Source organism: Actinomadura roseirufa, from assembly GCF_900659635.1.
In the GTDB taxonomy this organism is placed as follows: Bacteria; Actinomycetota; Actinomycetes; order Streptosporangiales; family Streptosporangiaceae; genus Spirillospora; species Spirillospora roseirufa.
Window position 1 is genome coordinate 1 of record NZ_CAACVB010000231.1, and the last position, 12,123, is coordinate 12,123.

The following is a 12,123-nucleotide window of genomic DNA, read 5'->3' on the forward strand; positions in this document are numbered from 1 at the left end:
GCCGGGATGGTCTGCTACCGCCCGGGTGAGCGGTCCCGGCTGATCTACCGGCTGCACCATTACCGCCGCCGCAAAGGCGAACGCGCCGCCTTCACCCTGAACGAGTACAAGGCCCTGCTGCAGGCCGCCCACCAGCAGTTACCCGGCGGGAAGATCGTGCTGGTCCGGGACAACCCGAACATCCACCACTCCAAGGCGATGCGCGCGTTCATCGACGCCCACGCCGACTGGCTGACGGTGTTCTACCTGCCCGCCTACGCCCCTGACCTCAACCCGGCCGAGAGCGTGTGGTCCCTGCTGAAACGCTCCATGGCCAACTTCCTGGCCACCGACCTGGACCACCTCACCGCCATGATCAAGCATCGGCTCAAGGTGATCCAGCACCACCCCGACGTGATCGACGGCTGCCTGACCGCCACTGGCCTCACCCTCAACACCACACCCGCCATCACCAATTAACCCTGGTTAGCATGCTGGCCGTCCGTGCCTGTGGTGGCCGCCAGCCGGTGCGCAGAGGACCACCTGAACCGACAACCCAGATCGGCGGCGCCCAGGAGTTCCCCAAGGTCAAGTCGTGCGCGGGGTTTGACTGCGCAACGTTCCGGCTCGAAGTCGGCGTGCTCGCCTGACGGTCGGGCGTACCCGTACAGGGCGAGGGAAGTCACCGACTCGTTCGCGCTGGCCTAGTGGTCGGGACTGTCAGTAGGGGGAAGCTCGCGGGTGATGACCATCATGTCGCCCAGGGTGGTGGGGTTGGTCCAGCCACGGTCGCGGGCGTAGATGCGGGCGTCGGCCCGTTTACGGGCCGCCACCTCTGGGGTGTCGTGCGGACCGGCCAGTGCGGCCTCGGTCGTGGCGCGCAGAGCGCGGCCGTCATCGCGGGTGCGGCGCATCTCTGGGCGGTGCCTGAGCCAGGTCTGCAGGGTGTCCTGGAACACCACCGCCAAGCCGATGAGCAGCGCGAGTGCGGCTACCAGAAAGGCGATCTTGAACGCCAGTTCGGCCTCGCCGGTCTGGTGCCAGATGGCCAGCGCGGGACCAGAGGGGGAGACCGCCAGGCCCAGAAGCAAGGCCGTGCATGGCCACGGTCGCGTCCGAGGGCCAGAGGCGGCGACGCCGCTCCGATCGGCCGCTCTGGTCCGTCTCCGCTTGCCGACTACGCGCGATGTGTTCGAAGCCGTGTTGCCCCGCTTTGGCCGCGGCCGGGGCCGACGGCGGGTGGTGCGGGGCGGACGGGCGGTGGCCATGGGAGTCTCCAACAGTGCGCGGCTCGGCGTGCGTGATGATGCCGGTGTGTGACTTGGTGCTGTACACCGATGGCGGTAGATCACTCTGGGATGGGATTTCCTCAGGTCGAGGGCGATCTATGCCGGTTCGATCTCGATGGAAAAAAGTTGGGATCGGGTGAGGCAAAGCGGTCGCAGCGGCATCTACACCGCGGACAAGTCCGGCCATCCAGGCCAAACTCTTACTGGAGGAGCTGATGGGGCGAGCCGAGGAGGCGGGGGATCCGCCACGGCCCGATCCGCCCCAGATAGAACACGGCAAGCGTCCGGATCAGGCCACCCCGGCAAGCACGTCACCACACCTTCCTCCTCAGCATGCTGACACGGAGACCGATGCCGAGGACGATCTTGATCAGGAGCAAGACGGAGTCGACAGTGGGCTAGCAGGCACAGAGCGGCAGATGCGCGCCTTGGAGGCCGAGCTTGCCGCGGTGGAGTTGGAGAACCAGGACTTCTTCGGCTCGGAGGCGGCGGTGTCGGCCGAGCGTGTTCGGCATCGGGCAGAGCAACAGAGACTGGTACTGGAGATGCGGGCCGAGGGATTCAAGGGACCGATCACCACCACTTGGAAGGCCGAGACAGTGGCCTACGCGCTGGCAGTGCTGATGAACTGGACACGTACTGGGCAGATCGTCAAGGAGTGCATGGCCAGGGGCCGACCGATCAGCCTGGCCGAGTACGGGCCCGGCCGCTGGACCAGTGAGGACCGACTGGAGTTGGTCGGCGAGACCGTTACTCGTGCGCTCCGGTACTTCACGACCAAAGTGCTAGCGGCCGGACGCTGGGATCCGAACAAGGGCGCCAGCTTGAACACCTTCTTCATCGGCGCCTGCCTGTTCCAGTTCCCCAACGTCTACAACCGCTGGGCCCGCGAGCAGAACGGCTGGGACCGTTACGGCTGCTCTGAGCGTTCACCCGAAGTGGCCGAGGCCGCACTGACCACGACCACGACACGGTGGGAAGACCCCACCAGCGAACCGGCGCTGACGCGCGCCCGCCGCCGCCAGATCCTGGAGGAGATCGCCAATCCGCAGACCCGCACCGCTGCGCAGATGATCCTGGACGACAGAACGATCAAGGAGACCGCCGCCGCGCTTGAGTTGAACGAAAAGACGCTGCGAACCCGGCTCAGCCGATTGAGAACCACTGTGAGCCGGGACGCAGTACAGGAGGGTGATGAGTGATGACCGGCGCAGGCGACACGGCCAGCACATGCAACGATCTCTCCAGCGGCAGTCACATCGTTACCGGGCAGAATGTCGTCGTCGGGGGGAGCGTCGGCACGGTTCAGGTGAACTCCGTCATCCGTTCACGGCAAGCGGCCTGGCAACGACAGGCGGTGGAGCTGTGGCAGATGCTGCGCGAGCATTCACCCGCTGAAACGCCTACCCCTCTTGACGTACTGATCGCCGAGGTGATCGCAGGCGCCGAGGTCCTCGATGCCGGCACCATCAACCGGCGGCTGCAGCAGGCCGCCGACGCGGGCCAGGAGCAGCTTCCGTGGCGCGAGATCATCAACCGGCTGTCGACGCGCCAGACTCTGGCAGGAGTGCTACGAGCGCTCAGCCTGCTCGAACACACCAGCCTAGGGTCCCCTGGTGCTCGCCGGCTGCGTGACCAGCCCGACGACGATCTGATCGCTGAGATCCTGGACACCGCCCAAGCACTCCAGCGGCCACGCTCCCCACTCGACCTTCAGCATGCCCTGATCATGGCCGTCGACATCACCGGGTTCAGCAATCCTGACCGCCCTGACCGCGACAGATTGGCTCTGCGCGACGCCATGTATCAAGTCCTTCAGCAGGCGGTCGACCACAGCATCGAAGCAGGATGGGGTAACCTCCACACCGAAGACCGGGGCGACGGGATGTTGCTGGTGTTCCCCCAACATCCCTCAACAGTCGAGTTCCTTCGGCTCATTGATCAGTTGGGCCTCCAGGTGCGCCAGTACAACCGGGTGCGTACCGCCAAGACCGCTCTGCACCTGCGCATGGCCGCTCACTCCGGCCTTGTCCGCGCCGATGAGCACGGAATCCTTGGCCAGGCCATTCATCTGACCTCTCGACTTCTAGAAGCCCCCGTCGCCAAACGAGCGATAGCCGAGGCCGGTGCCTGCTTGACCATGGTGCTCTCGGACTCGCTGTACATCGACGGCCTGTCGCAAACCGGTTCCGATCGATCGAGCTCCCCTATCCTCGCGGAGAAGTTCCAGCCTGTGGACGTCAGCGTGAAAGAGACCAGTGCACGTGGCTGGCTTCTTGTCGATGTCGATGATCAGAGCCTGCTGGCAGCACGTGGGCAACGGAGCGTTTTCGAGCCCCCTTCTGTCGGGGTTGACTCAGTGCATGCCGATCCTCCCGCCCTCGTGCGGCGCCGGGTTGTTGAGGAGCAGCTTCTAAGCGAAGAGGAGATTCAGATGTTGACTCAGATCGCCTCTGGCGCCACCGCCGATATTGCCGCCCGTAACCTGGAGTTGTCTGCTCGTACGCTGCGCCGTCGCCTTCGTCTGATCTGCGAGAAGCTAGAGGTAGACACCCCGATCGAAGCGGTGGTGTGGGCTGTCCGCCGACACCTGATTTGAGCCAGATCGACTCATGTCGGCGCAGAGCACTCCGGCTTACTGACACCGGGCTAACTGCAGATATAGGCGAGATCGAATGACGGCGAAACAGACCCTGGAACGACTACCGATCAGGTCAGTGGGCGGATCTGGAGCGGTGTTGATCTTGTTCGTTAGAACCGAAATGGACGGGTCGCCAGCCAAGAAGTTCCCCCGGCCAAGCTCCACCGACCAGGGACTTTCGTGTCTCCGTCAGTCCGAGGCCGTCAACGTGGCCTCCGCCGGGTGCTGGAGAAGATCGGGTTCGTCCTGGTGTGCATCTTCCACGAGGGGTGGCCGCACTACATCGCGGGCGCTGAGCACAGTGATATGGAGGCTCGCCGTGGCCCGGCACGCGTTAGGAGACACAGCGACTCGTCACCTAATCTCAGCGCCAGGCCCTCGCCTTGTCATTCAGCGGGACGCGATTGATGGTTTCAGTCGTCTACCAGCCCGAACAGGTCGGGGGACGTGCTTGCCGCAGTCTGTGAGGCGTTCTTCGGGGCGGTGTTGAAGACGACCTTCGCCTGGCGTTTGCGGTTGATGACGTACTCGCCCGGGCCGATTCCGTTGGCTCCGTGCTCGTCGGTGTGGATCAGGAGGGCAGTCTGGCCGTCGGGGACCCGCAGGTATCCGACCGTGAGGCCGTCTCCCTGGCCGCTCGTCCGCAGCCAGGACACCCTTGGGCTGTCGAAGCCGGAGTGGAGCCAGTGGGTGTTGCCGGTCGCCTCGCCGTGGACGACCTGCACTCCCATCACGGAGACGGTCTGCCAGTCCTTAGAGCGGGGCGCGCTGGTGGGGAGCACCAGCAGATCCCCCTGGGCTTGGGGGCCAGTCAGGATCGGGACCTCGGCGTCGGCGGTGAGGTGGCCGGGGACGATAACGCCGATCAGGCTCAATGCGGTCGCATAGGTGTGCATGGTGCTCTCCTCAGGTTCGTCGTTCCAGTCGGCGGTAGACGTCCACAGGGCAGCCGTACTGCCAGGCGGCGGCTTCGACCGGATCGTCCAGGTGCCCTGGGACCGGTTCGGCGTAGTCGCGGTGGGCGCCGGATCGGTCGGGGCTGCCGTTGCGCATCACCAGCAGTCGTGCGTCGGCGTCGGGGATGTCGTACAGGCGCAGGACGGCGCCAGGGTTGGCGGGATCCTGTGTTTCGGCCAGCGGTTCGAGGCCGACTCTGGAGATAAAGGTGTCCCAGCCCATGCGTTCGATGGCCAGACGCCGCAGCTCGCTGTTCGACGTCCTGTTGATCTCCTGGATATCCCATTCGCCGTCGAACAGTTCCTTTGGCACCAGGGTGCCGTGCAGGAAGAAGTACTCTTCGCCGTTCGGCCATCGAAGTGCGGGGACCTTGTCCGCGTGCGGGCGGGTGGTGCCGTCGGGCAGCGCTTCGGCGTGCATGGCCGACGGTGGCTCTACCACGATCGCCAGGCTGCGGAATGTGGCGCAGGCGAATGCCCGTCCCGGGGCCCCGAAGTAGAGGCAATTGTGTAGATCCGTGATATGGCCGCCTTGGGAGGGGGCTGAAGAACTCCAGAGCACCGGGGAAACAGGCTCGAACAGGGGTCTCTCCGGCATCAATGCACGCAGCTTCACCCGGTCGTCACCCAGGTCGAATAGGTCGAGTCCGCCTTCTCCGTCGAGGATCTGGAAGGTGAACCAAAGATATACGAAAAGGGCGATGAACGAATATATGCCCAGGGCTTCCGGCAGGCTCAGCTCGGCGATGCTCTCTCCGATCAGGCCCATGGGTCTGTCATCCGTGCGGCAGATGATGTAAACGCCCGCCGCTAGAGGAAGGAAGAACAGGTTGATGCAAAACGCCGAGAACGACAGCGACAGCACCAGCGACAGCGCGTACCAGCACCCAGCCCGGATGCGACTTCCAGGGGTCAGCTTCGCGGACCGGTTGCTCCGGTGGTAGTACCTCCGGAAATGCTCTGGGGACTCGACCCAGATCACATTGCGATGCCAGCGTCTTCGTGACGCGCGGTAAGCGTCGCGGAGACCGGCGACGATCTCGGCGCGGTCCTGATCGCTCAGCGGCTCGGCTACTGCCACGGCGCCCCCTCGACACTCATGATGAGGTCAGTGCAGACGTTCGACGAGCGGACGGGTGGGGCCGTGGTCCTTCAGGCCGGTGTAGCCGATCGACCAGATGGTCCGTGTGCCCGGCGCTCGTACCAGGTCGCACACCCAGGCCCGCTCGTCCTCTGCCGGCGCCGAATCCGCCGTGATCGTGATCTTGCCATTCCGGAAGTGTAGGTATCCGGTGTGGTCGCGTGACTCCCCGCCGCCGACCCAGGCGCCACCGCGGCCGTTGCCAGCACCGCCTGGCCGAGGCAGGGGAAGTCCCGTGGGAGCGGGAACTCCTTTCAGTCTCCTCCCGTCCTGCGCAGCAGGGTGGCGTGGTCGCCGTCGTTGCGCAGGACCCAGGTCAGGCGTGACGAGACGGGGCAGATGTCGGTGAAGTGCCCGAAGGTCGTCGGGGGCGTGCGCGCCTCCTTCCAGCGGCGGCCGCCCCAGTGGATGGTAAAGGGGCGGTAGGTCACCTGCTGATCGGGTGCTGCCCCGGTCACCCAGATGTCGCGGGACGTGCGGACGGTCACCCTGCCGGGGGTCGCCCTCTCCGGCATCGGGATCCGCTCCTCCACCCACTGGGCCTCGTCCCAGCGCATGAAGGCGCTGCGGGGGGCGGACCCCTCGCGGTCGGCCGCGACGGCGAGGACGGTTCCGTCCGGTGACGCCGACAGCTTGTTCGCGACGAACGATCCCGGGAAGGGCACTGAGCGCCACGCGTTTCCGTCCCAGTGGGAGGTGACGGGCGACTCGTAGCTGATCACCCGCAGCTCGCGGTTGACGGCGGCGATGAGGAGCCCGCTGCCCCGGTCGTTGTCCGGCACGTCTGCGCGTTTTCATTCTCGCCCGTCCCATTGCAGCAGGATCTGGTACGGCTTGGCCGGCCGCCATCCGGACGCTCAGGTGCTCCGGCGCGTGGCAGCGCCCTGCCCGAGGAATCCGTTGCCGCGTTCTGGAAGGGGCGAGCGGCGCCACCTGGGCGCGGAGGCGGTGGGAGCGCCCCGGCTGAGTGGGAGAGTTGCGGCGCTGGAGGCGGCGAGGACGGTGCGGCGGCTGAGCGAAGGTGTCATCCGGGCTCCTCGGACGGGTCGGGCGCTCACTCCCAAAATCGCTGCGGAACGGGCCCGGCTCAAGGGCTCCTTGGACGGTGGCCACAACCGGTACCGCCGCGAGGTCGGACGCATGGGCGGTGTGGTCGGCAGGGCCTGCTCACGGGCTCGGAGGACGGCGGGGAACGGTGCGTCCGGAACTCCGGACTGCGCGGTGCCCTTGTCGAACTGTGATCGGACGATGTAGAGGGTGCGGCGGGCGTGGGGCAGAGGCCCCGGCGGGTGGTGGGGATCTGGAGTTCGGTGTCTGGGGTCGCTGCACCCAACCAGGGTTAATTTGAGCTTCCCCCCCATGGCACGGACACCTGACCTGAGGTCACCTGTGATCATCAGGAAGGATGTCCGTCATGCCCTCGCCACACCCGCCCGAGTTCCGCCGCCGCGCCGTCGAACTGGCGCGCCAGGGCGACAAACCGCTGGTCCAGCTCGCCAAGGACCTGGGAATCAGCCGGTCCTGCCTGCAGAACTGGATGAACCAGGCCGACGCCGAGCAAAGCGGCGAGTCCGGCCGGCTGACGAGCGCCGAGAAAAGAGAATTGGCCGAACTGCGGCGCCGTAACCGGCAACTGGAGACCGAGAACGAGATCCTCAAGCGGGCAGCCGCCTACTTCGCCCGCGAAAACGTACTCCCAAAGTAATCTACTCGCTGGTCCGTGAACTCGCCGCCGACCAGATCCCGGTCGCGGTGGCCTGCCGAGTATTGAACATCTCCACCTCGGGATACTACGACTGGCTTGGACGCCCCGAACCGCCGCGTGCGCTGCGCAACAAGGAACTGATCAAGATGATCCACGAAATCCACGCCGAGTCGCGCGGGAGTTATGGTTCTCCGCGGGTGCACGCCGAACTGACGCTCGGGCTGGGCGAGCGGGTGAACCGCAAGCGGGTGGAACGGCTGATGCGCCAGGCCGGGCTGCAGGGCGTCTACCGGCGGCGAAGCCGCCGCAGCCTGCTGAACGCCGCCACCGAGGAGGACCTGGTCCAGCGCCGCTTCGACGTCGCCGGCCCCGACCGGCTGTGGCTCACCGATATCACCGAACATCCCACGACGGAAGGGAAAGTGTACTGCGCCGCCGTGATGGACGCCTATTCCAGGCGGATCATCGGCTGGTCGATCGACGTCCGCCAGGACACCGATCTGGTCATCAATGCGCTCGCCATGGCCGTCACACGCCGCAACCCGCCACCGCGGTCCACCATCCTGCATTCCGATCACGGAACGCAATTTACGTCCTGGGCTTTCGGGAAGCGCCTGCGGGACGCCGGTCTCCTCGGGTCGATGGGCGCGGTCGGAGACTGCTACGACAATTCGATGATGGAATCGTTCTGGGGAACGATGCAGCTGGAGTTGCTTGACACACGGAACTGGAAGACCAGAGACGAGTTGACCGGCGCGGTCTTCGAATGGATCGAATGCTGGTACAATCCTCATAGGCGTCATTCCAGTATCGGAATGCGCAGCCCCACCGCCTTTGAAGGGCTCAACCTGCCCTCAGACACCCACGAGTGACCTCACTGCCGGTGTCCGTGCAACGGGGGGAAGCTCATTCTCACGGAACCTGGTCGGACCGCCCATGTTAGGCCACGCAGGACCCATCAACGCACTCGCCTTCAGCCCCGACGGCAGCCACCTCGTCACCGCAGCCGACGACAAGTCCGTCCGGCTCTGGGACATGACCACCCCAGCCGACCAGTCGGCCCTCGTCTGCGCCATCGCCGGCCGGTCACTCACCAACCTGGAGTGGCACAGCTACGTACCCGAACTCCGCTGCCGCAAGCTCTGCGGATAGCGGCCTCGCAAAGCGGGACAACTGAACCGCCGAGTTCGGTAGAGGTCCCTGAGCAGCGGTCGCCGACTATGAGCAGCCATCTCTCTTCAGGAAAGTCACGCAATCGCATGCGGTTGCCAACGTTGCCGAGTCAACGTGTAGGCGGAAGGTGTTCGAGCGATGTGCATCCGCCTGAGCTCTGCTCGGGGCCCGAAAATGAAGTACCTCTGACCGTGTTTCTGCTGGTCAGAGGCTTGGTGGTGGGCAGGGGCGGGGTCGAACCGCCGACCTTCCGCTTTTCAGGTCACAGCGTCCGAGCGCTGTACTGACCTGCGAAAACCCAGGTCGCCCACCAGCGAGAACCCGATAAGCGGATTGTGTTCCCCGTCATGCTACCACGCTACGCGACATAGTGACTACCCAGCGCCCATGAAGGTCAAGCCTCGCTGCCGGGCACGTAGGCCGTCGGCGCATCTTCTTCATGGGGCTGGTAGAGCCGGAGGTGCGAGGGTCTGTGGTCGCACAGGGTCCTTCATGGGGCAGCCCTTCGGTGCGAAGCTGAAGGGTGTCGGCTCTAGCGAGAACATGACCGGCTCGCCGAGGCCATGCGAAGGGTCATAGGGCAAGTCTGGGGAGCGAGGCTCGACGGCCCGGTCGATGACCTCGGAGAGATCGGCGGGGTCGACCGGCGCGCCGCCTGGCCATCCCCGCGTGCGCGGGGAGCATTCGAACTGCGATGCGCTGCGGACCTCGACTCTGGGGTCAACCCCGCATAGGTGGGGAGGCGCGTCACGCTCGCAGACTATATGCACTGAGCCAGCGTCCACGCGGACGGACGGGTGCTTGGCTCTAGTTGGGAGGTCTGATCATGGTGTTGCCCCAGATGAGTGCAGCACCTACTGCTCCGCCGCCTACAAGAAGAGCCTGGGGAGATGATCTGGAGGACAGGTATGTGAGGAGCCCGGCGGCTATGCCGACCAGGACGGCGAAGAGTAAAAGGACGAAGGTCTTCAGGTCGAAGGGAGGTTGAGATCCACTTTCCAAGGCGCACTCCGATGCTCGTACGAGTTTAACCTCTACTCTGTTGGATCGATGATAGCTACCGCACCGGTGCTACGGCAGGTTGTTCGCCTCACAGCCCCTGAGCATGGCCACGAGCGCGGCGACTTCGGATTCGCGACCCGCTTAAGGCGTACTCAAATGGCCAGGTCACTGAGGGCGCGTACCTGTCGCAGCGGGCGAGATGATGATGGCGAAAAGGCCGCAACAGGTCACGACCTCTCAACCTCAGTGCTCACCACGAGAGGCGGTGGGCGCCTCGCAGTGCTTAGAGCCGCTTCGCGTTGCTATGAACGCCCAGGTCAGGAAGTCTGCTTCCCATGCATCCGTGGGAGCTCTCTTCGCGATCGTGCCACCCGGTTGGCTGCGAGGCCTTCACCCGGCACAGAGACGGTCTTCAGCCCGTCAGATTCGCGAGCGCGAGCTGCATTCACGGACGTTGTGTGGAAGTTTCCGCAGGTGGGAAGTGTGGCTTTATGACACGAGACGGCCATCGCGGAGGTCCCTCGATGACGATGATCATGAAGAAGGGGACAACACGATGGCCCTGGAGAACAGCGTGGACCTGATGTTGCCCCGGTTCACGGACTTGGTGGTGAGGAGATCAGGTTCGGCGAGTGGGTGGTTTCAAACTGTATCGGGCTCATGTAGTCCAGGGCGGAGTGGCGTCGGCGGCGGTTGTAGAACCCTTCGATGTATTCGAAGATCGCGTTGGCGTGTTCGTCGCGGGTGTGCCGGCGTTGCCGGTCGAGCAGCTCGGTCTGCATGCGCGCCCAGAACGACTCGGCCACGGCGTTGTCGTAGGGATCACCGACGGTGCCCAAGGAGGGCGGCAGCCCGGCTCGGCGTGCGTGTGCGGGGCTGAGCGGCTTCCAGCCACGGTCGATCAGGTCCCGCCGCCCAGCGGTGCAGGCAGGACTCCGCGATGCCCACGGAAGCGGCCACCTCCCGCACCGATCGTCCCGACTCCAGCAGATCCAGCGCACGCCGACGAAACTCCGGCGGGTAAGGCTTGGGGACCAGAACGATCTTCTTCGCAAGATTGCCGGACCCTACCTCTCTCAACAACCGTGCCCGTCAAACGGGGGCAACATCACCCGACCGTGGAGAGCGCGCCGGTCGTCCACATGGGACCACTCCCGCGTGCGCGGGGAGCACGTCTACGTCGACGAGAAGACCGGCACCTGCGGCGGTAGCGACGGCCTGAACTGGCTGCTGGCCTACGCCCGCCCCGGCGACACCATCGTCATGCACACCCTGGACCGGATCGGCCGCAACCTGCCTGAGGTCCTTAACCTCGTCCACTAGTTAGCTGGGCGAAGGATCGGGGTCGAGTCGCTGGCCGACCCGCTGCCAATCGACACGCCGACGAGGGCATGGCCCGGATCTCCTTCCTGCTGCTGGCGCTGTTCGCCGAGATGGAACGCACCTTCACCGCCGAACGCGCCTCCCACGCTCGCGCCGTCGCCGAAGCCGCCGGCAGCCAGAGCGGCCGCCCCCGCACCCATCCCGAGGACAAGATCGAGTATGCCCGGCTCCTCAAGGTCCAGGGCGCCTCCCTGGGCGTCATCGCCACCAAGGCTGGCATCCACCGAACCTCGCTGCACCGCTAACCAGGGTTAATTGGTCATAGCGGTTGGGTGAGTGGACGGGCCGGTGGTGTGGGCGTATGCCGGTGGCATGGCCGGATACCCCCAGGGCGGCGGGATGACCGACGCGGGCCGTCAAAGACGTGAGCAGGTGCGGATGCAGGCGGCGCAGTGGTTCGGTGAGGGCCGGGCCAGTACGTGGATCGCTGTGGAGTTGCGGGTGGGGCTGCGGCAGGTGGAGAAGTGGCGCCGGGCCTGGCGGGAGGGCGGGGCCGGGGCGCTGCGTTCCAGGGGGCCGCATCGGCGGCAGCGTCTGGACGAGGCGATGTTCGCGCGGTTGGAGGCGGAGTTGAATCGCGGCCCGGCCGCGCACGGGTACGCCGATGACCAGCGGTGGACCCTGGGGCGGGTCGCCGCGCTGATCCGCGAGTTGTTCGCCGTCGATTACACGGTGCCGGGGGTGTCGCTGCTGCTGCGGCGTAACGGCTGGTCGGTGCAGGTCCCCGGACGCCGGGCGGTCGAGCGCGACGACCGGGCCGTGCAGGTGTGGAAGGAGCGGGTGTGGCCGCGGGTGGAACCACCGCGGGCGACCTGGGCGCCTGGATCTGTTTCGAGGACGAGACCGGTCAAGGG

At 65.7% G+C, this 12,123-nt stretch carries 15 protein-coding genes; 9 read left to right on the forward strand and 6 right to left on the reverse strand.

Annotation, left to right across the window (positions count from 1 at the left end; translation table 11 throughout):
* The coding region (locus E1291_RS32580) for a transposase (RefSeq protein ID WP_207401059.1) at positions 1-459 on the forward strand (459 nt) is incomplete at its 5' end.
* Between the two features lie 224 nt (positions 460-683).
* Here E1291_RS32580 and E1291_RS32585 read toward each other — a convergent pair.
* Positions 684-1,070: a hypothetical protein gene (locus E1291_RS32585; protein ID WP_131741917.1), complete on the reverse strand. Its 387-nt coding sequence runs from the start codon at positions 1,068-1,070 to the stop codon at positions 684-686.
* A gap of 413 nt (positions 1,071-1,483) precedes the next feature.
* Between E1291_RS32585 and E1291_RS32590 the strand changes: the two genes are divergently transcribed.
* Both E1291_RS32590 and E1291_RS44305 read left to right on the forward strand, forming a co-directional pair.
* The gene (locus E1291_RS32590; protein WP_131741918.1) at positions 1,484-2,470 is read left to right on the forward strand and encodes an RNA polymerase sigma factor; all 987 of its coding nucleotides are present in this window, start codon (positions 1,484-1,486) and stop codon (positions 2,468-2,470) included.
* 1,157 nt (positions 2,471-3,627) lie between these two features.
* A complete protein-coding gene (locus E1291_RS44305; protein ID WP_242614520.1) occupies positions 3,628-3,867 on the forward strand; it encodes a LuxR C-terminal-related transcriptional regulator in 240 nt (79 codons plus the stop codon).
* Between the two features lie 455 nt (positions 3,868-4,322).
* Here E1291_RS44305 and E1291_RS32600 read toward each other — a convergent pair whose 3' ends face one another.
* The 3 genes from E1291_RS32600 to E1291_RS32610 all read right to left on the reverse strand — a co-directional run bounded on the left by E1291_RS32600 (position 4,323) and on the right by E1291_RS32610 (position 6,788).
* A complete protein-coding gene (locus tag E1291_RS32600; RefSeq protein ID WP_131741919.1) occupies positions 4,323-4,805 on the reverse strand; it encodes a DUF8820 family protein in 483 nt (160 codons plus the stop codon).
* A 10-nt stretch (positions 4,806-4,815) separates the two neighbouring features.
* Positions 4,816-5,946, reverse strand: a complete 1,131-nt coding sequence (locus tag E1291_RS32605; protein ID WP_131741920.1) for a DUF6745 domain-containing protein — start codon at positions 5,944-5,946, stop codon at positions 4,816-4,818.
* Between the two features lie 314 nt (positions 5,947-6,260).
* Positions 6,261-6,788, reverse strand: coding sequence for a hypothetical protein (locus E1291_RS32610; protein ID WP_131741921.1), 528 nt, complete (start codon positions 6,786-6,788; stop codon positions 6,261-6,263).
* 632 nt (positions 6,789-7,420) lie between these two features.
* On the opposite strand from E1291_RS32610, the gene E1291_RS32615 reads away from it, so the two are divergent.
* The 3 genes from E1291_RS32615 (at position 7,421) to E1291_RS32625 (ending at position 8,863) form a co-directional block, all read left to right on the forward strand.
* Positions 7,421-7,711 (forward strand): transposase, encoded by a 291-nt coding sequence (locus tag E1291_RS32615; RefSeq protein WP_165495388.1) that lies wholly within the window; start codon positions 7,421-7,423, stop codon positions 7,709-7,711.
* 8 nt (positions 7,712-7,719) lie between these two features.
* A complete protein-coding gene (locus E1291_RS32620) occupies positions 7,720-8,583 on the forward strand; it encodes an IS3 family transposase (protein ID WP_242614521.1) in 864 nt (287 codons plus the stop codon).
* Positions 8,584-8,647: 64 nt separating this feature from the next.
* Positions 8,648-8,863, forward strand: a complete 216-nt coding sequence (locus E1291_RS32625; RefSeq protein WP_131741924.1) for a WD40 repeat domain-containing protein — start codon at positions 8,648-8,650, stop codon at positions 8,861-8,863.
* Positions 8,864-10,482: 1,619 nt separating this feature from the next.
* Here E1291_RS32625 and E1291_RS45265 read toward each other — a convergent pair.
* On the reverse strand, positions 10,483-10,725 hold the full coding sequence (locus E1291_RS45265; RefSeq protein WP_370771064.1) for an integrase core domain-containing protein: 243 nt from the start codon (positions 10,723-10,725) through the stop codon (positions 10,483-10,485).
* A complete protein-coding gene (locus E1291_RS45270; protein WP_131741929.1) occupies positions 10,709-10,969 on the reverse strand; it encodes a transposase in 261 nt (86 codons plus the stop codon). Before E1291_RS45270 ends, E1291_RS45265 begins: the two co-directional genes overlap by 17 nt.
* A 75-nt stretch (positions 10,970-11,044) precedes the next feature.
* On the opposite strand from E1291_RS45270, the gene E1291_RS43450 reads away from it, so the two are divergent.
* The 3 genes from E1291_RS43450 to E1291_RS32645 all read left to right on the forward strand — a co-directional run.
* On the forward strand, positions 11,045-11,209 hold the full coding sequence (locus tag E1291_RS43450; RefSeq protein WP_207401060.1) for a recombinase family protein: 165 nt from the start codon (positions 11,045-11,047) through the stop codon (positions 11,207-11,209).
* Positions 11,210-11,277: 68 nt separating this feature from the next.
* A complete protein-coding gene (locus tag E1291_RS43455) occupies positions 11,278-11,514 on the forward strand; it encodes a hypothetical protein (RefSeq protein WP_207401061.1) in 237 nt (78 codons plus the stop codon).
* Positions 11,515-11,581: 67 nt separating this feature from the next.
* The coding region (locus E1291_RS32645) for a winged helix-turn-helix domain-containing protein (RefSeq protein WP_131741926.1) at positions 11,582-12,123 on the forward strand (542 nt) is incomplete at its 3' end.

What these genes read in the sequence shown, in the direction of transcription:
- E1291_RS32590 (WP_131741918.1), top strand. Translation starts at nt 1,484, where the DNA reads ATGGGGCGAGCCGAGGAGGCGGGGGATCCGCCACGGCCCGATCCGCCC.
- E1291_RS32600 (WP_131741919.1), bottom strand. Translation starts at nt 4,805, where the DNA reads ATGCACACCTATGCGACCGCATTGAGCCTGATCGGCGTTATCGTCCCC.
- E1291_RS32615 (WP_165495388.1), top strand. Translation starts at nt 7,421, where the DNA reads ATGCCCTCGCCACACCCGCCCGAGTTCCGCCGCCGCGCCGTCGAACTG.
- E1291_RS32625 (WP_131741924.1), top strand. Translation starts at nt 8,648, where the DNA reads ATGTTAGGCCACGCAGGACCCATCAACGCACTCGCCTTCAGCCCCGAC.
- E1291_RS43455 (WP_207401061.1), top strand. Translation starts at nt 11,278, where the DNA reads ATGGCCCGGATCTCCTTCCTGCTGCTGGCGCTGTTCGCCGAGATGGAA.